Raw genomic sequence first — 23,621 nt, forward strand, 5'->3', positions numbered from 1 at the left:
ATCTCCGGGTCTAGCTTCCTCTCTTGACACAATCGCACACTGGTCATAAATCCCCTGAGCTGTTGTTCGGGAAAGGTGATACACCCCGGATCTCGTGTAGACCCAACAGATATATCCACTGCAGTCGAAACTGGTGTCTGGAGAACTACCGCCCCATACATAGGGATAACCAATATAACGGGTTGCCTCTGCCATCAGCGCGGAAAAACTCCCATCTCCCATAGCCTGTCCGGGAGGAAGACCGTTTCCACCTGGTACACTCACACCGTATTTTGCCAGCATATAGATGCGCTGTACATTCGTTTTATCTTCCAGAGAAACCTCCTGGTTTAATTCTGCAGCAAGATTTCCGTAGACCATATTCAGGCTTTGGATTGGAATTGCAACTGTATAGGTTTCTCCCTCTTCATCCTCCCTCTCCTCATACTCTACAAAACAATCTGCGAATGCCCGATAGTCCCCCTCATCCATCCGAGGGTGCTCCTTACCAAAAAACAGGGCATAAAAAATCGCTTTTACCTGGTAGGGATCTACTTCTTCGGCTTCTGCCATACCATTAATTTCATTTAACACCCCATCCAGTTTTTCAAAACTGTCCTGCATATTTTCGATGTACATCCGATACTCTGCTGGCACCTTTGAGGACAAATACCCTCCATGAAAGGACAGCTGGACAGCAGAAATGTTATGGTCTACAGTCCCAGAAAGCGTGCACATAATCATGGTGGCAATTAAAATAACAGGGGTTACTAATGCTGCAATAACAGAAAAAACCACAGTCCGCCCATTCCGGTCAGATAGGGTAAGCGCTACCAGTTTTGCTGTCACAGCGGCAGCTGAGACGGCCATAAAATCACTCCTTCCACACTTTTTATCGAGATATTCATCTGACGCATCAGGATTTATTTCATTCCATCATAGCCCCCCATATGAAACAGGCTCTGCTGATAGAAGTCTCCCTCTCTTTCCTGTTTCTGTACAAGCTGATAAGCATGTTCGATTGCGTCCTCCAGAAACTGGGTTTCAAACCCTGCCGTTTCGTACCCTTGCCAGATTACATTGGAATAATAGTCAGAGGGAATTCCAAATGAATGCCCTGGTGTCATCACATAAACCATGGCCGGAACAATTTTTCCATCCAGTTCAATCTCCAGCATCTGCTTATCATAGAAATTCGGATACCCTTCATAAAGATCCAGCGATGCCTCGTCTTTCTTCTGAATCTCCCAGACCAGTATCGGCACAGTACTCCCTGCTTTAGGTTCTACGGTTGCCACAGCCCCCCTGCGGCCTCCCCGAAATAACAGTTCGTAATCCTTTAATTCACTCTTTCCTACTACCTTCGCAGTCGGACAACGAAATGCCATCTGCTCCAGATTCAGATTGCTCCCATAGGCAATATAAAGTCTTTGTTTTCCTTTCAATTTGCTTCCTCCTGTCACATTCGCATACAAAAAGCCGGGGATTCCTGTGCTTCCCCAGCTGATTCTAATTCCTCAATTGGATGAATGGTTTCCTGTCTCTGGATCCGTTCTGCCAATTCCTTCTCCCGCTTCTGTCGCATTCTTTCCTTTTGTGCTTCCGCCTGAGCCGGATCCTTCCAGGCAATACAGCCCGGCAGATTTGCCAGCAGATGTTGACGAGCTGTGGCGAATTCTTCCCCATTTAATCCTAGCCGTAAAAGCCAAGTGCGGAATGTATACTTCTCATTGCTGGTCTGAGTTTTTCTTCTGCTGGCGCAGGACTGATTCAGCGCTTGGGCGCCAATCGCCAGACAAAACTGGATATAGGCCTTAATCTTGCCTGCATGAAGCGTCCCATTGAACAGACGAAATTCCACTGTTCCTTTCTGAAAAACAGAATGAAGGTTCAGACAATGATAGCGGCTATCATCATAATGCTGGTCTCTGCGGCTCTCCCCGTTATACCAGATCCGTTCCACTGCCTCCATACTCTTTGGTTTTCTTCTGTTTAATTCTTCCAAAAATCGTGTGTCTACTGGCTGACACCACCGATGCTGTCGATCCACGGACACCCCCAGAGCTTTATAGATCAGATCTTCCTTGGCTGCCATGATATTAGTGATATTACGAAGGGTTCTGGCATCAAACGGTTCCGCATTGATATGCACATGGATACCGCAGCTTCCATTCGTCAGTGCCCCATGCTCTTTCAGCTTCCGGATGATCTCCTGAATCGTCACAATATCCTCATAGCGACAGATGGGACTTACCATCTCCGTCTGATATTCTCTCCCTGCATTGATCTTTCTCCCATTCGATTTTTTCTGCGCTGTTATACTCCCATCACTCATAAACTTCCACTGCCGCCCCTCCGTGTCAATGGCTGCATAGGTATCGTAATAGGTTCCCAGATATTTGACTCTAGTTCCAAAATACTCTGCCGTTACCTCAGCCGCTTTCGCACGGGTAATGCCGGTCATCTCAATCTCAATGCCAAATTTCTGCTCCTTTAACTCCATTCATAGTCTCCCCTTTTAGCGTCCTCCTGCCTTTCCGAACAGTCTGGCTTTGTGTTCCGGGGCATTTACCATTAAGTTATATCGCTCATTTCCACATTTATACAGGCAGACTCCCCGTTGTGGATACCGGATCAGGTTATACTCACTATCCTCCAGCTGCAGGGTATCCGTATAAAACTTGGCATCAATGCTCCCCGCATTGAACAGAAACTGATGCGTCGGGATGGAAAACAGCGGCTTGGTATACTCCCTCACGCCATCCAGATTAAAATCCTCTAGGTTCTGGCTGGCTATGATAACTGCAGAATCTTTTTTTCGCACACGCTTCATAAAATTTCTAACATACTCTACTGCAGTCAGGTTGGAAAGGAACAGATAAAACTCATCCAGACTGGCTGCCGTATTGCCTTGTGTCAAAAGAACATCGCTCATAAACGAAAGCACATTAAAAAGCAATGCATTTTTAAGGCTCCTGCTGGCCTGTAACAGTCCTTTTACCCCAAAGGTAATGAAGCCATCATCGGTGATATTGGTATGTCCATTAAAGAACTTGCTCTCAGCTCCCACACACATAGAATTCAGCCCAAGAAGAATACTCTGAATCATTTCTGCTGTATAAAGCTGTCTTCTGTTTTCGTCAAATCCCTGATATTCTTCCTCAATGAACGCATAAAGATCGGAGAGAACTGGGTAATCCTCCGCAGCCAGGCATTCAAAATCACTTTCGTCTGTAATCCCCCATCTGGTATATAACTTCTGCAGCATGATCTCAATCACATCGATTTCCCTGTCGGAAAAATCCTTGTAGCTTCGGAAAAAGTCCTTTAAGAAACTGATATGCTGGGATAATCTGGACCGGATGCGAAAGGTCTGAGGTGCATCCAGATCCTCCGGGCTTCCCGCTTCGTCCCAGGTTTTCGGTTCCAGAGGATTGATCATGAACTCCCCACTCATTAAGTCGATAAAACACCCTCCCAGATTATTGGTCAGATCTTCATACTCCATTTCCGGATCCAGAGCGCAGATATGCATTCCGGACTCCCTTAAATTCGTCAGCAGCAATTTAAGCAGATAGCTTTTTCCCTGTCCGCTGTTTCCCAGAATCAGGATATTGGCATTCGTCTTATCATCTGCTCTCCGGTTAAAATCCACCAGTACATTACTCCCAAATTTATCTCTCCCAATATAGAACCCGTGAGGATCCGTCTTTCCTGAATAGTTAAAGGGATACAGATTCGCCACACTGCTGGCCGGAAGCACTCTCTCAAACTGATCCTTAAACAGGTTATAACCGCTTGGCATTACACACCGGAACCCCTGTTGTTGACGGAGGATCAGTCGGTCTACATTCAATTTTGATCGGATCAGTTCCGTTAGTACTTCTGTCTGAAGAAGCTTCAAATGCTCCAGATCATGGGCACACAACTCCAGATATACTGCCGTATGGAGGAGGGGTTCTCGGTTGCGATGCATCTGGGCTACGATGGTAGTTACATCCTGTAAATTACTTTCAGCCAGAACAGTCTGCTGTAAATCACTGGTATTGCTCCGATCCATCCGGTTTTTGTTGGCTGCATTACTGATGATCTTCCGCTCCTCAACGGGTGTCACATGACGGGTATAGATCCGCAAGGTTACACCATCTTTCTCCCCTAAATGTGAGAGAATTGCCTGCTCTTCCGTAGCAGTCGGGTACTCCCGCAGTGCCCAGACACAACGATATGTGTTACCACAAATAAAATGATCTGTTTCAAATTTAATGACAGACGGGGCAATCATATCCAGAAATTCCTGGATACGCACATTATCTTCCCTGTCATCAACTGCTGTTCTTCCTTTTTTCAAGTCATCTCCTCCTCACTCTAAATCTCTGGTATGATCCACCGCTCCCCGTCAAAGTCTTCAAACTTCTCTGTGGTCACGTTCTGCTCATAGTAAACAGCCAGGATACGTTTGATATCCTCTTTATCTGCCCGTTTAACAGAAAAACTCTGTTCCTTCAGGGATTTTTCAATCCTGGAAAGGTACGGAAAAATATCCGATTCCTTTTCATCTTTTAACCGCAGCATAATCAGAAATTCACGGGCTGTCGCCATCTGCACCTGAATCCGGTCCAGATGGGTCTGATCCTGTTCCAAAAGACGGCGTATGACTGGATTCTCTTCCTGCTCCATCTGACTTTTCAGAAACCGCTTGTTGTCTTCAAAACTTTCCCTGCTGTTTAGACACAGCATCTCAATCTCTGCTACTCCTTTTAGTACAGTCATAAGAGCATAGATTCTTGCCCCGACACTAGATTCGGACAAAACAGAAATATTCGTTGGTTTTACAATAAAATACACCAGCTCCCCCTGTCCGTAGGTCACCAGACTGTAGTCTGTAATCTCCTTTGCACCAATGAACTGCCGTGTGGAGAGGCGCTTCTCTGCCTCTTTTTTCGCTTTTCTTTTCTCCCTGCTCATTCATACCTCCACTCAAAAAATTGCTGACGCAAAAAAAAATACGCACAGGCATACCGGATAAAATCCAGAATGCTGGTATCTTCAAAACGGATCGTCAGAAATCCATATACCCCTGTCAGAACACAAGGGAACATAAATCCCGCCTGCGTAGCTGCTAAAATGGAGACCAATCCGCAAATACCAAGAATCCCAATGTCCCGAAGCTGCCATAACCAAAGTGTTGCTTTTGATTTCAAATGGTCCGGATAAATATACAACCGATCACCTCCAAATAATAACCGCCGGCATGATGAAGCTCTGCCGGCGGTATGTTCGATCCTTCCTCTTATTCAGTTTCCTCAAGTTCTGCCTTTCCCCCTGTATCCTGCATCTCTCCAGATACTACATGTTCTTCCTGCGAAAGTACATCTTCAATCAGTCCGATCACAAATTCTTTCTGGCTCTGTCCTGTCTTTTTGAGGTATTTTTTTAACCTCTGAAAAAACTCCTCTGATACCTGAAATGCCAGTGTCCTGGTTCCGTTTGCCATCTCTCTTTCTCCCTTCTCAAAGTGGTCTTTTAGAATCCGTTCCATATACTCGTTCAGCTTGATTCCCCATTCTTCCTGTTCTTCCCGCACTTTCTTATGCAGGGATTCTGGAATCATGGCGCATAAATTTTTCTTACGCTCTTCCATTTGACTCTCCTTTCCTCGTTTTTACAAACCAAGTATATCCATAAAGAGATGAGATAGCTATGACGATACCCAACAAAGATTACCTGAAAACGGAAGCAGAACTACCAATCTTATGGTTCTTTCTCCTCCTTCATCTTCCGAAAAAAATAAGCGATACCACGGAGAACAAAATCCACACACGGTATCGCTACGCTATTCCCAAGAGCTTTGTAACGGGCACTGTCCGAGGCACCAGGGATATCTGTCCAGTGATCCGGAAAACCCTGTAACCGTTCACACTCCAAAGGCGTCAGCCTCCGGATCAGTCTCCGGTTCTCAACAATACATTTATCTTCGCTGACATATTGATTATTAATCCCCTTATGATCTGTATATCCAATGGTTCCTACCGTATTCTGATACGGCTCACACACCAGATCCGTAGCATCCTTATGCTGTCTGGCGCTCTGAGTCGCTGTTACCCGATTTTGCAGAAATTCATCACTTCTCTGGCGGCTGAACACTGCATGACGGTCTGCGCTCGTAAGAGTATAGGAAATATCCGGCTGGCATCCCAGACCATTTCCTCCATTTTGTACTTCCCGATCAATGATATTTCCGGCAATACAATAACTCTCCGGCATATCTGAGACCAGTGGGACATTGTTTCCTCCTGTTCCATACCGGGCTGACATGGTAGGGGCCACCTCATGCGGACCTGTATATCTGGCATCAATCCCGTGATTCTCAAACAGAATCTGCTGATTGTTCCCGCCAGTTTCTGCCTCCTCTGTAAGAGCTGGATCCGGAGTTTCCTCTGTCCCAGCACTCCCCTGCTGGATGCCCATCACCAGAGGCGGATGACCACTCATCCCTGCCCGCAGGGTTGCTGTTACATCGACCGAAACATCCATACGCTCTCCTCCTTGGTCATTGAGGCACAGACACTCTTCTTCTTTTTCTGCACTTTCAAACTTCCTCATCCCCTCTGCCACAAAGGTCTGCATCTGCATATTGGTCGTTGCCATCAAAGCTCCGGATATTCCGTTGAGGTTGATCGTTTCTTCCCTCTGATTAATATGAAACGCAAAAATATCCACCTGTTTTTCCTCTGCTACTCTACTCCCGCCTGAATCCGCAGAGCTGTTTCCAGCTGTGGTGGTAACTCCTTTCCCCTGACCTTAGCCCTCCGCAGGATCCCCAAGCAGGCGTTCCTGCTCAAATAATATCTTTGGTGCGGTGAGTCCTCCAAAATCTGCGACAAGGAAGATTCTACGGCGGCGCTGGGCGACTCCCCAGTATTGAGCATCCAAGACTCTCCAAGCCAGGCTGAATTGATCTCCCAAAATGGCAGCCCCAGCAGATTCCCAGCGCCCGGTGTCAGGTCGAGGCACATGACAGGTACTGTCCTTGATATGGACAATCTCCTCGATGACCGCCCGGAAATCTTCTCCATTTGCGGAACTGAATGCTCCAGGGACATTTTCCCAAACGAGGTATCGAGGTCGAATAAAGTCATCTGATACCCCTCGTCTTTCATCCTCTGCTCTCATCTCCTTTACTATGCGTACCTGGTCCATAAACAGACCGGAGCGCTCCCCTGCCAATCCTTTCCGTAATCCGGCTACTGACAAATCCTGACAGGGGCTGCCTCCGCAGATTACATCCACAGGCGGCAATTTTGCTCCATCCAGTTTTGTAATGTCCCCTACATGGATCATATCTGGAAACCGGAGTTTGGTTACCCTCATGGGAAACGGTTCTATCTCACTGGCCCATACCGGCACACCTCCACAGTGAACTGCCGCCAGAGGGAATCCTCCAATCCCGTCAAACAGGCTCCCCAGTGTCATCATCCGCCCATCTCCATTCCCTTTTGTATCGGTGCTTCACATAGTTCCCATCCAATCTCCTGTTCGCTGACCCGTCTAAGCGGAATCTGAAGCTGCCTTGCTACACGGATTTCCTGTTCCATTCCTGAAGACAGTTCACTTCCACACACCCAGACTTCCTCACACACCTTCAAAATCCGAAGCCCCATATCTGTTCCCAGCTTCCTCTCTTCTGGGACTCCATCATCCAGCATCTGCGGATATAGCAGATGGGAGGCAATTGGCGTAACCCCCTGGTTCATGGCATAACGACAGGCTGCCTTTGCAAATGCTACATTCCGCTCAACATCTCCAGAATACGGAGATGCAATATACACCAGTTTGTTGCGTTCCATCCTTCACCGTCCTCTCTACTTAGAAACCACTTGCACAACCGTCCTTGTTAGGTTCATAGCTCCCTGCGCTGCATAGACTGCTCCCATCACATTTGCTTTGGTTCCCGTTTCCAACCCAAACTGCCCCGCAATCCGCGGAATCTCACCTGCCGATAACATAAGTCCCAGACCAAGCAGTGCCTGATCCTTAACGACCATCAGACCTGCGATCAGGACCGTCGCCTGTAAAAATGCGGTCAGGCACAGACCGATTACCTGCTTGCACCAGCCAACAAATCCATCAATATATCCCCTTGGCACACTGAATAAATAAAGGCTCCCTACTGCAATCTGGATCAGAAGGATCCCGCCCCGTTTTAAGTTCGCAAAGAATACTTTGATTACCGCATAACCCATGAGGATCAAGAGAAAGATCATAAAAATCGGGCTGCTGATACTTCCGATTCCACCAAAAACTCCAGATACAGCAGCTTCTTGCCAGGTAGCAGCATCCTGAAGAGACTGCACAATCCCTGCCGCAACTGTCCCAATATCTTCTCCCAATCCTGTAATACCAGCTGTAAAACTCCCCTGAAGTGAAATACTGAGCTTATAAAGCTCCACTGGAACAGTCGTAAACAGGCTGGCTGCCAGGAATCCCTTGATTACATTCAGGGCAGTATCGCGTATGCTTCCCCTGCCATTCTGATATTCAATTCCGCATTCAAAGGCTGCCACTACGATTCCCGTCACATAAAGTGCCCATGCCAGATAATAAAAAAGAAGCACAACAGACTGTACCCAGCTCATTTCGAACAGTTCAGCCCCCATGCTTCCCATCTGCATGAAAAAATCCCCCAGAAATCCAACAATCTGACCATACAGCCAGTCAATGATCTGTCCCAGAACCGTGTCTGCAACAAAATCCCAGATAAACAAGTTTTAACCACCTCCCCTTAACACATCTTCTGTCCCATTTGCATAGCTTCCTCCGGTTCCTGAAATACTTGCAGATAGGTCTTTACCGCTTCACTGAGTACTTTATAATCCTCTTTTCCGGGCTGATATACATACCAGCCGATCTCCTTTCCATAGGACCAGATATGGGGATTTACCCCGTCGCGGAAGTTGGGATTAGTCGTTTTTTTCAGACCCCACACATCTCCAAATTTCACAACCATGCTGTCGATCGTTCCTTCATTCCGATTCAAAAGGGTCACTTTCAATCGGTCATAATGATCCGCAACCATGCCTGTCTGAAAGTTGATTTTGACACGAATCTGATCCGTCAGCCTTCCATAACAACAATTCCCGACAAACCTTGGTTCTGAAAAGCTCGCTCCCGTTCCAAACATTTTTTTTAGTTCCCTTTCAAAAAATGTCATGCTTTCCTCCTCCGACCTATGTGGGTTCTCACGTTCTTCCCCTTCTTTCTTTCCTGCCATTTTTCCCGGTTCCACCTTCTGGCAAATGCTTCCTGTCCATAATGCAACTGTTTCTCCCTCTCTTGTAAGCAGTTCATCCATCCTTCCAATCAGTTTTTCCATATGCGCCTGCCAGTGCTTCCAATCCCGTTCCTGAAACCAGCCGCCCCACAAAACTCCCGACTTCTCCTGCTCTTTTGCACATTTACGGCTGTAAAAAAGAGTTTCCGACAGATATTCCCTTACCCACTGAAGGGATTCTTTCGATGCTGTAAAAGAAGACAGGGAGGAAAACTTCTTATCCCCCCTGATTCCATCCAGTGCAGAAAAATCCTTCTCCTGGAATTTTACAATTAGTTCTGCCACTGCCATTGGGCTTGTATGAGACACCCCTTCTGACACTTCCGGAGGGGCATTCCAAGAATCTGCCTTCAGACAGGCAAGCATCTGCCGGAGTTCTACATCCCCTTGTTCCGGAAGATGTTTCCGTATGAGACTGATGGCATCTAGTCCAGCATCGGACTCAAACGCAGTAATTCCCCAACATCCCATGATATACCTCCTAAATTCCAAGAATCTGCCAGATATAAAGCGGTGCAGTCAGTGTAAATACCAGACAGGCAAACAGAATTGCCGGTGCTGCCCATTCAAACTGCCCATGTTTCCGATAATCAAAGTATGCCGTTCCCAGTTTTCCAAAAAAGAACACGGCAAGGATCAGATCTATGGCTGGAAATACAACATGATCGACAACTGTTTTGATCTGTTGGGATGCCGTCTGCCAGGTTCCCTCAATCGCCCCGGCCACGTCCCCGGAAGCCGCATATGCCGGCATACAGATTAGGCTTGCGAAAACTGCGGCTGTACAAACAGATGTTATGATTTTCTTTGTTTTCATTAAAATGTTCCTCCTATTCCTGTGTAATTTCCTGCAAAAACTCCCCCTACTCTGGGTTCTGCGGTGCGATGTGCCAGTCACTCCATAGGTTTCCGTCAATGGTAATGGAATCGGTCAGATTCATGGAAAGCATCCCAGCCGGTGTCCAGCAATCCAACAACCATGTATATGGCGTATAGCTTCCATCCGGATACCAAATTGGTGTAAAATGCGTTCTCCTCTCATAGGTACTGTAACCATTTTTCTTAAACTCATGGGTCATATCATAGCCGCCATTCATCCGTTCCAAAAGCCTCCAAAACCTCTCATACTGAAATTCCGGAAAATAAGTCACCGCATTCTGCGCAGATGTCACTGCAGAACTCTGATTGGTGCTGACATGAGTTGTTACCTTTTCCTGGAAGCCATAACCGGATTTCATCGTCCTTCCCGTAGCGGTAGGGGACTTTTCATCGGTTGTAATTCTCATATCTGCAGTCAGGCTTGCGGAGTATCGGTCCAGGTCAAACTCCCACCAGCCATGGTCACACCAGTACCCGTCATCATCCTCATCCCCGCTGTGCCATACCCAGTATTCCCTCCACCATGGCCTCCACACACCCCAGGATGCAGAGGTTACTTCTGCATTGGAAGGAACCGAAGGTCTTGTAAACCCGTCATTCCGGTCATCCGCATTGGGATCTGGCGGTGGATTTTCATCCAGATCCACAACCTTGATGTGAAGAGTTCCTTTACTTGTTCCTCCTCCGCCCCGCACACGGACGGTCATCGTCATAGTCTGAGGCTGCTCCGGTGTTGTCCAGCGGATCCAAGCCAGCTGACTGTCGCCGGACGGATAATATACCTCTCCCACCTCGTAGCTTCTTCCTCCTACGGAAAATGTTACGGATACCGGATGATCCGGATCACTCTGTCCTCCGCTTACCTCTACTGCCGTAATCACTTCCGTGTTAGTCCTATACTCATAATCATAGGTCGTGATCTCCGGTTCCTCTGGTGGCACATCCCGAAACCGTACAATGCCAAGTCCCAGGGAACTTTTTATTTCACTGTTGGAACGGATTCCCGATGTAGGACCTCCCCAAGCCGGATATCCCAGATCCGGTATTTCCAAAAACATAGAAAGTGGTAGATTCTGAAATGCCACTGTTGGAAGGACAGCACGAAGCCCACCACTTAACATCTCATCATAGAGCGCTGCCTCTGTTGCTGTAACTGCAATCAGGGTTCCTTGAAATTTAAGAAAACTGATCGGCTCCAATAAGAGCCTATACTCCCCTCCCACCAGTGTGTCAAAATCCATTCCAGTCAGTCCTGCAATGCTGCGCACCACCTGTTCATCTGTAAAATAACTTTTAATCTGCTCAATATTTGCCTGCCCCAGACTTTTCGAGCTGATGATTCTGGGTAGAGACTGTGCCGGATTTACATACTCATATGGATTGGTATCAATCATCAAAGCACTTCCTCTGGTATAAGACATTTTACTGACTTTCCCAAAGGAGTAGGCAATATTCGGATGCTTGTTTGTTAAGTCAATCGGTCTTGTTACCGGATCATGGCTCTCTGCCCGAATGACAGTAACCCGCACCCCTTCATTTCCCGGTGACCAGGAATTCTGACTGGTCCCCTGTCCCATACTTCCGCCGCCCCCATCAAGATTTCCGTCCCCTACTGCATAAACCTGGATGGAGAGTATCAAAGACAGTAAGATTGAGACTATGAAAAACACACATTTCTTCTGTTTCAAGTATCCTCCTTTCCAACCACAGGAAGCCTTGTTTCCTTCCCTGGTATCTGGGAAAAGAAAAAACACCACATTGATGTGGTGCTTCTTCTTTCTGTCTTAATCCATAATGCCAATCTTATTCCCGTTTTCATACATATCTTCTGCTGCAGTTCCAGAGCCTCCTCCTCCATGGTTTTCTACCCAGCCGAATCCTGGAACATAGATCTGGTTCCCGGAAGTATCTCCTGCCTGCGGCTGTTCCGGATCTGCTACCGGTTCGGACGGTTTTTCTACCGCTTCATGATCCACGGGAACCGGAGGGGTATCCTGCTTTGTACCATCTGGTTTTTGTGTTGGATCTGTCAAGATCTCCTTGCTTGGCGGTTCTGGTTTAGTTGGTTTTGGTTGGATACTCTGCGTTGTCTGATCAGTCTGTGGCGACCGGCTGTCCACCGCCTGAGTGTCTGTTTCCTGATTTTCTCCGATTCCTGGATGAATCACAAGGCTCTCTTCTTCTCTGGATACTACTTTACTTTCCTCTTCCTTCTTTTCAAAATCTCCAGGATCTACAATCAATTCTGTTTCCGTCTCCCCTGTTCCTGGCAGAACATCTTCACCGGACGGTTTCGGACCAAACTGCATTCCAATGGCAGCGATTAGGCCGATTCCTATGAGCACGCCGCCCAAAATTGCCAGATTCTTTTTCATCTTCTCTGTCAGTTTCATGATTCTGCTCCTCCTTTATCCTGTTTTCTGTTTTGTTATGCACAACATACTATACAATCCTCTCAAAGTCCAGGTCATTCCCTAGAACACCTCTGTATATCCAGCCTGTACCTTCAATGTGATCCACATGGATGGAAGAATCCGGCCGCCAAACCGAACTGGAACCTCCAGTCTAACAATGGCATCTGCCTCAAACCGCTGCGCATGGGCTGGATCCGATGGGGCCAGAGGTGCATTCCGAAGCGTCACTTGCAGGCTATCTATGGCAAACTCCATTGCAGTTCCAGTATCCGCATACTTTACATGCCTGCCACCAGACAATTGGGTCCCTATGGTTTCATCCAGATAATCATAAATGTCCCCTTCATTCAGATCTTCTTCCCAGCTTCCCTCTCCAAATGGAACATAGCTGCCAGAATATCCCTCCCTGACTCCATGATACACACCTGCATAATTATCATTGACTGTGGAAATGACAGCATCCTCCACGGCTTCCCGCACACCTGCCGCAATGACTTGAAGCCGGAAATACTCACTAATCCCACACATCAGAATAATCAGCGAAAGAACAATCCCGATGGTCATGGGAAATGAGAAGGCTCGACTGTCTCTCAGTATCTCTTTCATCCGTTTCCGCAATCCCTCCACCTCATTTCCAGTAAACTTCTGATTTTCCAGCTGCCTGTGCGCGAAGCGTAACCGGAAAAGAAGCAAACTCGCCAAACAGACCGATATTTGTATCCATCGTCAGGGTAACGGTAACCTCTTCATTTAACTGGATTCTTCCATGATTGGACCACAAAATGTCCGGATGAAGCCCTGTTTTTTCCGACAGCACAGCGGCACGGCGGCTTGTCTCTGCACCTACGCGCCCGCTTACCTCTGCTTCACGCACCAGTTCTGTAGCAAAGGTATCCAGCTGCTGTTTCTGAATAAAAACCGGAAGCACACGCATGGCAAGGGCAAGCACCATGACCGCACACAAAACCAGCACGATCACATCCACATATCCTTCGCCCCGTCTTTCTGACAGCGCTCTCCATAAACGATGACTCCTCATCCTCTCCTCCTTCCTGTCTAAAACATTCCTCCAAGGCTCTCCAATGCCACATAGCAGATAATCGCCAAATAAGTCAGCAGAAAACATACCAGCATGACAAAGGAAAAAACACGGATCTTAGGAGGGATTTTCTGTGCCTGTGCTTTTAATCTCTGCAGTTCGATCTGCTTAAAATCATGAGCCAGCATCTGAAAATACACTGTGCTGTCATCCCCTCGAAGGACACCAATCAATCCACGTACCACATCGGACAGCATGGGCGAGTTCAGTCTTGCCTCAAATCGTGTCAGCGCCGCTTCATAATTGGAGGAACGCATATCCGCCAGAAGAATATCTAACTCTCCAGTCAGCGCTGGCCCCGCATTCCCCTTGAACCGCTCCAACATACCGATCACATTACGGCTTGCTTTCAGTTCCTGTTCCATAGTCGCCACCATTCTCGGAAGCTCCCCCTCTATCTCTTCCCGCTTTGCCTTTAAGGTTTCATCCGCTTTCTGATTTTCCTTAAAGTAAAGAAGTAAGGCCAGCACAACCACGACAGGAACCAGCAACGGAAAAAGGAACATGCAGGGAATCGCCCCCAAAATTACTGCGCCTGATTTTACCAGAGCATACGCCTGATACACTTCCGGGGTCATATTCATTCCACTGGCTTTTAACACATTCTGCATCCTGCTTCTCTTATATGCATCCATCCGGATGAAACCAGACAGTCGCACTGCTAGGATCATAAAATAAGTTTCCAATGTCTTTGCCGCTTTCCGCTCCTGTTTTACCGTACCCAGCATGGCCTTCGCCGCACCTATGGTAGGTAACTTTAGAACAGACGCAGTTAAAAAGAAAAGTCCCAGAGCTAAAAACAGCCCGAATAAAAATAACAAGCCTTCCATAGCTACCTCCTGTATTCAATGGGACGGGTCAGTTTCACTACAAAGCCAGCGGATATAAAAATAGCCGCCGCAGTGGCAGCCAGAATACACTGTCCCAGTACCGTATGCATCAGTACATCATACCAGTCCTGATTCAGCAGATACATAAGAGGAATATTGCCTACTACAAACACAACCATGATCATAAACTCTTTTCTTGGTTCTGCAATCATGTATTCCAGTTCTGCGTTCACATTCCGCATATCTGACAGCTTTGATACGATGGGCGGCAGTGTAGTCTTTAAACTCCGGTCATGCTGGCAGTCACTGACCGCATCGCACCACTCCCGAAACACCTCATTATCAATCCTTCCCCGCAAAATCCGAAGGGCGGCCTGAACATCCGGATTTACCATTTTAATCTGGATGAGAAAATCCTGAAATACTCTGGACACTGGAGGATTTAAATATGCTATATTCTCCTCCACCGCCGTCACAATATCTTCTGTCCTCAGATATGCTGTGGTAATGACCGAAAGCGCCGTTTCCAGTTCTGCAGACACATCCCTTTTATAATGATTGGCAGTCAGTTTCACATACCAGAATGGTAGAAATAAAAAACCCACTGCCATCACCGGAGCCAGGAAAAAATTCCCCAACAAAATAGCAATGGATCCCCCAGCGCAAAACAGTGCCAGAGCAACTGCGCAGATGATGGAAAACCGGTTCCCCCTGCCCGTCATTTGAAGGATGTTCTGTGCTTCCTCCAGTTCCCTGCGCAAAATCCCTGATTTTTTTCTTCCTGATGATTCCCTGATGTCTTCCCGCAGACTTCGTTTTGGATTCAATAGAAATCCAAACAGGCTGTCCGTAAACTCCACTGGCTTCATTCCCAGCAGTAAAAATACACCCACGATCATTCCCGCACACGCCAATAGCTGAATCGCCGTCATTCATTCTCCTCCTCTCTATCCTTTTTTACATTCAAAAGTCCTGCCAGCGTTTCCTGCGGCATTCCATTCTCCATCAGCCGTCTTGCCAGACTGTCCGAGATTGGGTTGATTTGTCTATGGTGCCCCACAATTACAAACTTTCCATCCTCCACCCTGTTTTCCGTAATCTGATATTGAAACAGTGGACGGTATCGTCTGGTTCCATCTGCCAGAATCTCACACTCCATGATTTCCATTAAACGGCGTTCCTTGTTTTCCAGCTGTTTGCAGAAAGCGATGATCGGATAGGCTTCCGTTACAAATCCCATCAAAGTTTCATCACTCATATCCACAGCACGTTTACACAGGGAAACCATGCGGCGGTAAGTTGCCTCACAACTCATGGAATGGATGGTTGTCACAACCGCAACACCGGTTCTGGCAGCCTCCTGTGCCGCATTCGCTTCTGGTCCACGCATTTCTCCTACCACAATAATGTCCGGATTAAAGCGTAGCGCCATATCAAGGAGTGCAATCTGATCTACTCTCTGCCTCTCATTCTCGCTGTCACGGGTCAAGGTATGAATCACGGAATTGACTACCCTCCCATCCTTTCTGCGTACCAGCGCCAGCTCCCTTGAACCATTCTCAATACTGTAAATACGCTTACCGTCCGGAATTGTGGTCAGAAGCCAGCCTAACAGTGTGGTTTTTCCGGAGCTTGTGGCTCCCGCCACACACACAGAGATTCCATACCGGATGCACTCCGATAAAAAATCCAGCATCTGACTGGTTGCCGTTCCTCCCTTTATAAAGTCCTGTTTCTTCATGCTCTGGGGATTCACAATTCGGATCGAGGCTGCCACCCCGACATCCTCATCAACAAGAGGTGTCTTCAGTACAGCAATACGGATATTTTTACTTAAATGTCCCAGAACGCTTGGACTCGCATCATCCAGCACCATTCCAGACACATGCAACATACGCCGAATGACATTGATGGCATGTTCGGGGCTTTCAAAATGCTCTTTCAATTTTTCTGTCACTCCACCAGAATACTGGACCTCCACATCATCCCAGGCATTTACATCGATCTCCTCGATTCCTTCCCCGTAGATGTACTTTGTGAGAAAACCGAACTCTGCCATTTCTGAATAAATCGCATCAATCAGCTCATCCGTGGTTTTTCCCGGTACTTGTATACGGTTATCCTGAATATACTTCCCGGCAAATCGGCGGATCTGTGCTTTTATTTCTTCGTTTCCATCTCCGGTTACCAGATTACTGTATTCTTTGGAAAGATACGCCTGTATCTCCTGCAGCACGGACTGAAAGTCACGCCCTTCATCCTCTGATGCAAAAAACAGGTCATGGGTACGGAGAGAACGACCTCCCGTTTTTTGAGTACACAAAGGAGCCTCTATGTCCTCCTCTTCTGACCAGATATCCTCCTTTCCATGCATCTGTCCTTCACAAGCCTGTTCCGACAGGCTATCATTTTGGAAGTTTTCTTCTGTCCCCTCCCCTCCATCCAAGCCATCCAAAGAAGCCTCCGTTTCCATGATCTCCTCCGGAAGATGTCCAGAATCCTGTCGTGTTTCTTCCCGAACAGCTTCGGGAAAACCCGCAGAAAACGCGGCTTTGCTACGTCTTTCCCCTAACATCCGAACACCTCCTTTGTGATTGCTTCCATGGTTTTTCTAAACCCCTTACTGTCCTTTAGCACCAGTTCTTTCAGAAGGTTCCCTTCCAGAACCTGTGCCTTTACTTCCTCGGAATGAGGGATCTGGAATGCCACATTGCCGAGCACCCGTTCAATGTGTTCGCTGGCCTCATTGGGATATACATTGCTGGCCACTTTATACTGCTTTTCTGCATCCCACTGACTGTCCTTAAGAAGCGGAAGCTGACTGGAAAGATAACTGATGGATTTCAGATCACAGTTTACCAGCCGCAGCACTGCATCCGCCTCCATCAAGGCAATGGCCGAAAGAATGTCATTGGCAATACAGCTTCCACAATCAATGATGATATAGGGAGCGATCTTTCTCAAACACTGCAGTAATTCCTCTGCCTGTGTCCGCTCGTAAGGTGGATATGTGTATTCATTTTCCCCCTTCCTCATTCCAAGGATCGTTAGATGGCGTATTTTTTTATGAGTAATACAGTTATGGCGTACCAACGATTCCGACACATGGGTTGCTGCCAGAACACTCCCCAGAGAATGCTCCTCGTCCAGGTCTCCCGGAGGACAGATACAGGGAAGCATCGGTGTATTCATATCACACAGAAGGAGAGCCACATCCTTCTTCTGCATGGCAAGACGCGCCGCCAGCTTCACTGCTGTCGTGGTTTTACCAGATCCAGGACTTCCCCAGACTGCCAGCATTTGATTCTCATTTTCCGGTTCCCAGTCAGGAGAGCTGTCCCCAGCTCCCCTGCTGAAAATACTGTTTTTCAGAAAATTCAAGGCTTACTCCACCTCGCTTTCCTCTGTTTCGCCCTGTTCGGACTCCTCCTGCTCCTCTGCTTTGGTTTCCTCTGGCTCCTTATCAGAATGATCCGGCGCCTCGTTTTCTTCCGCTTCTCCTTCCATATCTTCTGGAGGATACAGTTCCGTTAATATCTGGTTTTGCGCTTCCAAAAACTGCCCTGCACTCTTTTCATCCCCACGATACACCAGAGACAAATGCAGTTTTCCATCTGCCTCCAGCTCTGCCAGAACCATTGACTGCTCTGGCGTTACCAGCAAGGTAACGGTTCCAGGCAGCTCACGATCCGCTCCATCTTCCAGTTCTTCTCCCGTATTTGCGTCATATCCGCTGTTTGCAGTCACAGCAATGACCTCCACATACTGAAGCTCCGCAGGAATTACCGTTTTTCCCTGCTTTCTATAATCTGGAGCTATAACTGACACAATATCGCCGCTCTTTAGCTTTCCAGACAATCCATTGGCAAATGCCTTAACCGTAACAGAGATTGCCTGCTTTTCTCCTGTCAGATGATAGAGATAGGCATTTTCTGCCGCCGGCTCTTCTGCAATCTTGGATGTCAGGATGTAATCTCCTGGCGCCAAATCTGCAGATGCAAATGCCCCAACCACAGTATCCGAATGTTTTACTACATCATCTGGCAGGTTATAACTGCCAACCTCTATGGTCTTTACCATGTCAGAAGTAATTTCTTCTCCCACTGAAATTGGTTTTACTACACGGACAATTTCCGTCTTTTCACTCATAGCCTTATTAAACAATGGTGTAACTGCAAAACAGATGATCAAAGACAGCACGATGCAAAGCACACCAAGTACAGTCCTGTTTTTCAAAAATCGCATTTCATCTCCTCCAACTCTTTTCCTTATTTTGGTTCCTTTTTAACCAGTGTTCCACTGACTGCTGTCTACCTATTTTCTGTTGTGGTATATGATGGCCGCAATCATTGTAAGCGGCACTGCAACACAAACCATGATCCATAATTTCTTCTTCATATCATCCATCCTCCTAATCTCATACAATAAACGGCTGCCGCTCCTCCTGCCAGAAACGGTCCCACAGGAAATGCTTCTTTATCTCGTTTTCCCTTGAACCGATTCCACAGGCAGACCATACAACCATACATCACAAATCCTGTCAGTCCTAAACAGGAAGCAGTCAGGCTTGCAGGAAGTCCCAGTACCAAGCCGGTTGCTCCTGCCAGCTTGATATCACCGCCGCCAATTCCACCTTCCCTCTTGCAAAATAATGCAACTATGAGGTATGGCACTGCCCCTAAAGCTCCAAACAGCTGTCTGGGTGCAAAGTTCAGAAAGGAAAGCAGGGCAATCCCTGCCTGGAATCGGTCCGGAATAATCCGGTACCGAAGATCCCAGGCAGAAACCGCAATAAGCAGCGAGAAAAAAAGCACTGCCTGTACTGCCTGAAGCAGCGATATCCTGATCTCCATATCAACCGCTATAGTCAAACATTTCCTGCACCCTGCGTACCAGTGTAGGAAGTACGGTATCATTAAACAGTGCATAAAGACCTGCCAGAAGCAGTGCTCCCAGCACAACTGCGATCAGGATCTTAATGGCTGTGTCCACATATCCCTCACCAGATGTATCCTGAAGCTTGTTTTTTACGTTCCACATATGCATAACCATTGCATTTCGATAATTTACCAGCTGTCTTTTAATATTCTTCATTTGATCTCCTCCATTGATTTTCTGTTTTTGTTCTCTGTACCCCTTAAATCAGACCATGTTCTGCCCTGGATTTTGAGGGGGTGCTGTCTGTAAGGTAGATGCCTGTGCCATGGACAGTGCCTCTCCATACGCTCCCAATATCGCTTGTTTCAGCTCGTTGCGGAATTCCTCCGTCACAGGAAAACAGATATCCTTGTATCCATCCTGTGTTTTCCGGCTGGGCATAGACATAAAAAGCCCATCCTTACCTCCCTCGACGATTTTGATTCCCCGGACGGCAAAGCATCCGGCGATCGTGGCGGATGCATAGGCTCTGATCCCGCCCTGTACTCCTGGTGGATACATAGATGTAATCCGAACGTCTAAATCTGGCATACTGATTCTTCCTCCTTTGTTTTTTTCTGCTCATAAACCGTTCCTTTCTGGATCTATTTCAGTCAAGCAGACAGACAAAACTGCCTGCTAAAACTGCATGGTGTGTATGAATTCCTCCGCCGGTTGCGACTCTGTAAAATCAATTCTCTTAAAGTCATAGCGATCCACATAAAAAAAGGAACTCCCTGTTTCATCATAGAGTTCCAGCACATCACTAATGGATAGCCCATGACCTGTATAACCGGACGGCGGATGATACCGGAATTTATCATAGAGTTCTTCCAGGTCATTGGTGTCAGATGCCCCTTCATAGACTTTGATATAAAAATCCGGCTTGGGGGAGCCATATTGCTGCTCCATCTGGGAAAGTGCAAGGAACTTCATATGCACATCCACATCTCCTCTCAGTTGCCAGATGCGTACATCTTTTAACCCCTTTGCCGATTCCATATCTTCCTGGCTATTTGCCAACCGGTCGTAGATCTCGTCCTGCCACTGAATTTTTTGGATATTCCTCTGCTTACGCAGGAAGCTTTCTAATGCTTCATTCTGAAACATGGGATCCACTACTGCACATCCTTCCGTCACACGACCTACCCGGTTCCCATAATACCGGATCACTCCATTTTCAATCTGAATCTGCTTCATTTCCCTTCCCTCATTTCTAAATCATCTCCATCCCCCCGTCCTTCTGTGCCTGTTGAAACTGTTCCAGACTCTGCACATCGGGAAAGATCATCCTTCCCTCTAACATTTCCAGTACGGCAAAATCATCCCTGTCGCAGATCAAAATCCGATACTGGTAGTCCTTCTGCATCATTACATAGCTCCATACTTCCTCTGGATTTGCCAGCCATACCCCTGACGCATAGCGTCCATCCGGCAGAAAACTGTATCCAGAATATTCTGGGGAATGTCCATGTAAATCCAGCGCCCCAAATGGACGGATCTGGGAGAGCTGGAGCCGTTCCTTTTCCCCCAACAGTTCTGGCCGCAGCACACCAACCACATCCCTGTTCCAGCAGTGCCATGCCTCCCCAGTAGATAAGGAAACCAGATGGGCAATGGAATGTCTGGGATTTTCTGTTTTCTGGATATTCGTACAGAAAAAAAGCTGCCCCGTGTAATGCTCTGGTAATACCTTTGAGGGAAGAACCACCACCCGGTTCTGGATAGATGCCTCCTTTTCTGTCTGCATACAATCCTTTTCTGTGAATTCCTGCATGATCTTACCCCTCCTTTTTCTGCAGCAGTCTGCTCAGTTCTCCGATCAGATCCAGTCGGAGGCTGTCCGGCATAAACTGAAATGCAGTACGGACATATGCCTCCACTGCCTCCGGAGACTGATCTCCCACCTCGATAACCTCTACCTTCCGGACTGTAATTTTTCCACCCGCCATTCCCAGACAAACAATATCCCCATACTCCAGCTTTGCCGCTTCCCTCATAGATTTTGGAATCAGGACACGTCCCTTTCCATCAACTAAACGATACATCGGTTTACTCATCTGGTCCTTTTCTCCTTTCCCATCAATGCCTCCACTTCATTGGGTTCAATCCCCAGCTCATCGAACACCTTCAGATAGGGTTTGCAAACCGTCTGTACCGGAGCCTCAATACCAATCAGAATCACTCCGGGGACTGTTTCTATCATCAAATCACAATCAAGCGGAATCCCAGCCGTCAATAACAGTTCACTAGGCACAGAAAGGACATCGTTTTCCTTTTTTTGCACCATTGTTTTTCTCTTGTTTTCTGTTCTCATAGCACCTCTCTTTCCGGACAGATTTCTTCCCGGATCTCATAATGATCCGTTTCTCCATCTCCCCACATTCCAAATAAATCCAACTGTCTTGGTTTTGACCGCTCCCTCTCACCAGGATCATAATTGGTAATAATGACCTCTGGAAACTCACAACCGCCCTCATACCTCTGGGCCAGGTTATTGATGCGGGTAACGGCTGTAATAAAATATCCTGCATACAGTTCCCGGATGAAATCGCAGTCATTGTAGCTGACCATCCACTTCCCCCTGCTCCCTGTCAGAGTGTCTCGGAGCCGTTTGTGATCCTCTTTTCGGAATACCACTGCATAATGACCTTCCGTCTCATAATAGGGCGGATCGCAATAAAAAAAGGCACTATCCCGGTCATACTGCCGAATCAGTGCCTCAAAGTCTTTATTTTCTATTACGGTATCTGCCAGCCTGCGGGATGCCTGCCAAATGGTGTCAAAGCAGTTCCTCACATCAAACGGACGGCAGCCAAAGGACGTGCAGCCACTTCCATAGCTGTACCGGATCAGTTTAAAAAATGCAGCCGCCCGTTTTACATCGGTTACCTCTGCATTTTCCAGCAGGATTTTTTTCACTTCCTCATAATCCGGCGGTATCAGATGCTTCTCTGCCAGCTCCAGCTCCTCAATTAAAAATCGGGTATCCGGTTCCTGCTTTTCAATAAAATTACGGATTACTGTAAATTCATCCCTGCTGTTTAACGGAAGAAATCCGAGTTCCTTAAGGAATGCCCCCGTGCGGTTCTTGACGCAATAAAACAGGTTTGCCAAGTTAGAGTTATAATCATTATAAATCTCCATACACCGGTCATCTGGTGGTTTTCCAAACAGTACCCAACCACCTCCGCCGAACACCTCAATGTACCGGTCATAACTTGCAGGAAACATCGTGTAAATCAGGCTGCGGAGTGCTTTCTTTCCGCCAACCCATGAAATAAAACTGTTGATTCTGCATCCCTCCTAACATCCGCAATACTCGTGAAACATATAACTGAGTCCTACGCAAATACCGGTGACATCCCAGGTTCAAAATCCAGCTCCTCTGCCTGTTCTACTGCTTTTTCCAGTCTTTGGGCCTCCCTATCAAATCGGTAAACAAAATTCCCCAGCCTTTCCTGTGGATTCACGGCTTCCGCATTTACTGCCTCTACCATCGCATTCAATTCTCTTACGCTCATATTCTCTGTTTCTTTTAGAATAATCGTTTCATGAATCGATGACGGAATCACGATTAAATCTGATCCCAGCTTTTCTGCAATAAGAGACATTACTTCTTCATCACACATATAAACCGCCCCATTGACCTGATTTGAATTCGTCAGAACATACATCATTGCATTGGGATCCACATCCTCTAAATGTTCCAAACTACCGGCCTTGACATCTCCCGGTTCGTCAAAATACATTTTTGCCAGCATATCCTGTAAATCCAAAAAACAAGGAGGATTGCTCTGCTTCATGTTTTCCCAGGCATCCTGCTTTAATTGCTCCTCGCTGACTCCCAGCCACTTCAGCCTGTCATAATTGATAATGGCACTTCCGTCCTTTTCTCCGTCCACCAACACATGAAATCCATAAACCAGTGCCAGATCCTCACGTATTTCATGAGGACAATCTGCAAGAAAATCAACATTTTCCTGTGCATTTCGGACATAGACGGTCAACCCCTTCTTTATGGTTTCATAATCCCATTCTTTACTGGAAATGCCATCTATGGTTATTGCCGTTTCCTGACACTTCTGATAATCCCGAGCGATGTTCTGCCACACATCTTCAAGCTTCTTTCCGTTCTCAAGCTCCTGATAATAGGATTCCAGATATAAAAG

29 protein-coding genes and 1 pseudogene are annotated in these 23,621 nt (G+C 47.1%); all 30 read right to left on the minus strand.

Features of this window, described 5'->3' with window-relative positions:
• On the minus strand, nucleotides 1-849 hold an 849-nt coding region (locus ACZM6M_RS16890; RefSeq protein ID WP_489490609.1), incomplete at its 3' end, for a C40 family peptidase.
• Nucleotides 850-902: 53 nt separating this feature from the next.
• Nucleotides 903-1,367, minus strand: coding sequence for a gamma-glutamylcyclotransferase family protein (locus ACZM6M_RS16895; protein WP_044944792.1), 465 nt, complete (start codon nucleotides 1,365-1,367; stop codon nucleotides 903-905).
• Nucleotides 1,368-1,438: 71 nt separating this feature from the next.
• A complete protein-coding gene (locus tag ACZM6M_RS16900; protein WP_002593802.1) occupies nucleotides 1,439-2,482 on the minus strand; it encodes an amidoligase family protein in 1,044 nt (347 codons plus the stop codon).
• 15 nt (nucleotides 2,483-2,497) lie between these two features.
• On the minus strand, nucleotides 2,498-4,327 hold the full coding sequence (locus ACZM6M_RS16905) for a VirB4 family type IV secretion system protein (protein ID WP_118652557.1): 1,830 nt from the start codon (nucleotides 4,325-4,327) through the stop codon (nucleotides 2,498-2,500).
• 17 nt (nucleotides 4,328-4,344) lie between these two features.
• On the minus strand, nucleotides 4,345-4,944 hold the full coding sequence (locus ACZM6M_RS16910; RefSeq protein WP_002593804.1) for a hypothetical protein: 600 nt from the start codon (nucleotides 4,942-4,944) through the stop codon (nucleotides 4,345-4,347).
• The gene (locus tag ACZM6M_RS16915; protein WP_287638438.1) at nucleotides 4,941-5,201 is read right to left on the minus strand and encodes a hypothetical protein; all 261 of its coding nucleotides are present in this window, start codon (nucleotides 5,199-5,201) and stop codon (nucleotides 4,941-4,943) included. Before ACZM6M_RS16915 ends, ACZM6M_RS16910 begins: the two co-directional genes overlap by 4 nt.
• Before the next feature lie 68 nt (nucleotides 5,202-5,269).
• Nucleotides 5,270-5,620 carry a 4-oxalocrotonate tautomerase gene (locus ACZM6M_RS16920; protein WP_287638439.1) on the minus strand — a complete coding sequence of 117 codons (351 nt, stop codon included), beginning with the start codon at nucleotides 5,618-5,620 and terminating at the stop codon, nucleotides 5,270-5,272.
• Nucleotides 5,621-5,730: 110 nt separating this feature from the next.
• A pseudogene (locus ACZM6M_RS16925) lies at nucleotides 5,731-7,455 on the minus strand (DNA cytosine methyltransferase).
• Nucleotides 7,452-7,826, minus strand: a complete 375-nt coding sequence (locus ACZM6M_RS16930; protein WP_118652551.1) for a DUF7768 domain-containing protein — start codon at nucleotides 7,824-7,826, stop codon at nucleotides 7,452-7,454. The pseudogene ACZM6M_RS16925 and the gene ACZM6M_RS16930 overlap by 4 nt, the downstream one beginning before the upstream one ends.
• A 15-nt stretch (nucleotides 7,827-7,841) precedes the next feature.
• Entirely contained in the window at nucleotides 7,842-8,744 is a 903-nt protein-coding gene (locus tag ACZM6M_RS16935) for a conjugal transfer protein TrbL family protein (RefSeq protein ID WP_118652549.1), read from the minus strand.
• A 17-nt stretch (nucleotides 8,745-8,761) separates the two neighbouring features.
• A complete protein-coding gene (locus ACZM6M_RS16940; protein WP_118652547.1) occupies nucleotides 8,762-9,781 on the minus strand; it encodes a DUF4259 domain-containing protein in 1,020 nt (339 codons plus the stop codon).
• A gap of 10 nt (nucleotides 9,782-9,791) precedes the next feature.
• The gene (locus ACZM6M_RS16945) at nucleotides 9,792-10,127 is read right to left on the minus strand and encodes a DUF3852 domain-containing protein (protein ID WP_002593811.1); all 336 of its coding nucleotides are present in this window, start codon (nucleotides 10,125-10,127) and stop codon (nucleotides 9,792-9,794) included.
• A 46-nt stretch (nucleotides 10,128-10,173) separates the two neighbouring features.
• Complete coding sequence (locus ACZM6M_RS16950) at nucleotides 10,174-11,877, minus strand: DUF8193 domain-containing protein (RefSeq protein ID WP_118652545.1); 1,704 nt, start codon at nucleotides 11,875-11,877, stop codon at nucleotides 10,174-10,176.
• A 96-nt stretch (nucleotides 11,878-11,973) separates the two neighbouring features.
• A complete protein-coding gene (locus ACZM6M_RS16955) occupies nucleotides 11,974-12,582 on the minus strand; it encodes a DUF6550 family protein (protein WP_055650603.1) in 609 nt (202 codons plus the stop codon).
• Nucleotides 12,583-12,663: 81 nt separating this feature from the next.
• A complete protein-coding gene (locus ACZM6M_RS16960; RefSeq protein WP_489490610.1) occupies nucleotides 12,664-13,209 on the minus strand; it encodes a hypothetical protein in 546 nt (181 codons plus the stop codon).
• Nucleotides 13,210-13,231: 22 nt separating this feature from the next.
• Entirely contained in the window at nucleotides 13,232-13,642 is a 411-nt protein-coding gene (locus ACZM6M_RS16965) for a DUF4320 family protein (protein ID WP_489490611.1), read from the minus strand.
• Nucleotides 13,643-13,659: 17 nt separating this feature from the next.
• On the minus strand, nucleotides 13,660-14,532 hold the full coding sequence (locus ACZM6M_RS16970; protein ID WP_489490612.1) for a secretion protein F: 873 nt from the start codon (nucleotides 14,530-14,532) through the stop codon (nucleotides 13,660-13,662).
• 2 nt (nucleotides 14,533-14,534) lie between these two features.
• Nucleotides 14,535-15,464 (minus strand): type II secretion system F family protein, encoded by a 930-nt coding sequence (locus tag ACZM6M_RS16975; RefSeq protein WP_055650602.1) that lies wholly within the window; start codon nucleotides 15,462-15,464, stop codon nucleotides 14,535-14,537.
• Nucleotides 15,461-17,107, minus strand: coding sequence for an ATPase, T2SS/T4P/T4SS family (locus ACZM6M_RS16980; RefSeq protein WP_002593818.1), 1,647 nt, complete (start codon nucleotides 17,105-17,107; stop codon nucleotides 15,461-15,463). The genes ACZM6M_RS16975 and ACZM6M_RS16980 overlap by 4 nt, the downstream gene beginning before the upstream one ends.
• Complete coding sequence (locus ACZM6M_RS16985; RefSeq protein WP_489490613.1) at nucleotides 17,101-17,913, minus strand: AAA family ATPase; 813 nt, start codon at nucleotides 17,911-17,913, stop codon at nucleotides 17,101-17,103. The genes ACZM6M_RS16980 and ACZM6M_RS16985 overlap by 7 nt, the downstream gene beginning before the upstream one ends.
• Before the next feature lie 3 nt (nucleotides 17,914-17,916).
• Nucleotides 17,917-18,777: a Flp pilus assembly protein CpaB gene (gene cpaB, locus ACZM6M_RS16990; protein WP_117472002.1), complete on the minus strand. Its 861-nt coding sequence runs from the start codon at nucleotides 18,775-18,777 to the stop codon at nucleotides 17,917-17,919.
• A 149-nt stretch (nucleotides 18,778-18,926) separates the two neighbouring features.
• Nucleotides 18,927-19,403 (minus strand): prepilin peptidase, encoded by a 477-nt coding sequence (locus ACZM6M_RS16995; RefSeq protein WP_002593821.1) that lies wholly within the window; start codon nucleotides 19,401-19,403, stop codon nucleotides 18,927-18,929.
• Nucleotides 19,387-19,626, minus strand: coding sequence for a DUF6133 family protein (locus ACZM6M_RS17000; RefSeq protein ID WP_002593822.1), 240 nt, complete (start codon nucleotides 19,624-19,626; stop codon nucleotides 19,387-19,389). The genes ACZM6M_RS16995 and ACZM6M_RS17000 overlap by 17 nt, the downstream gene beginning before the upstream one ends.
• Before the next feature lie 48 nt (nucleotides 19,627-19,674).
• A complete protein-coding gene (locus tag ACZM6M_RS17005; RefSeq protein WP_489490614.1) occupies nucleotides 19,675-20,001 on the minus strand; it encodes a SpoVG family protein in 327 nt (108 codons plus the stop codon).
• Between the two features lie 87 nt (nucleotides 20,002-20,088).
• A complete protein-coding gene (locus tag ACZM6M_RS17010; protein WP_489490615.1) occupies nucleotides 20,089-20,649 on the minus strand; it encodes a YodL domain-containing protein in 561 nt (186 codons plus the stop codon).
• Nucleotides 20,650-20,665: 16 nt separating this feature from the next.
• The gene (locus ACZM6M_RS17015; RefSeq protein ID WP_002593825.1) at nucleotides 20,666-21,226 is read right to left on the minus strand and encodes a hypothetical protein; all 561 of its coding nucleotides are present in this window, start codon (nucleotides 21,224-21,226) and stop codon (nucleotides 20,666-20,668) included.
• Nucleotides 21,227-21,230: 4 nt separating this feature from the next.
• Nucleotides 21,231-21,509, minus strand: a complete 279-nt coding sequence (locus ACZM6M_RS17020; RefSeq protein WP_002593826.1) for an AbrB/MazE/SpoVT family DNA-binding domain-containing protein — start codon at nucleotides 21,507-21,509, stop codon at nucleotides 21,231-21,233.
• Nucleotides 21,506-21,766 carry a hypothetical protein gene (locus ACZM6M_RS17025; RefSeq protein ID WP_489490616.1) on the minus strand — a complete coding sequence of 87 codons (261 nt, stop codon included), beginning with the start codon at nucleotides 21,764-21,766 and terminating at the stop codon, nucleotides 21,506-21,508. Before ACZM6M_RS17025 ends, ACZM6M_RS17020 begins: the two co-directional genes overlap by 4 nt.
• Nucleotides 21,763-22,743 carry a DNA adenine methylase gene (locus ACZM6M_RS17030; RefSeq protein ID WP_489490618.1) on the minus strand — a complete coding sequence of 327 codons (981 nt, stop codon included), beginning with the start codon at nucleotides 22,741-22,743 and terminating at the stop codon, nucleotides 21,763-21,765. Before ACZM6M_RS17030 ends, ACZM6M_RS17025 begins: the two co-directional genes overlap by 4 nt.
• Nucleotides 22,744-22,793: 50 nt before the next feature.
• Nucleotides 22,794-23,621: DUF5688 family protein (locus ACZM6M_RS17035; RefSeq protein ID WP_489490617.1), on the minus strand; the 828-nt coding region annotated here is incomplete at its 5' end.

Source organism: Enterocloster sp. (assembly GCF_057861365.1).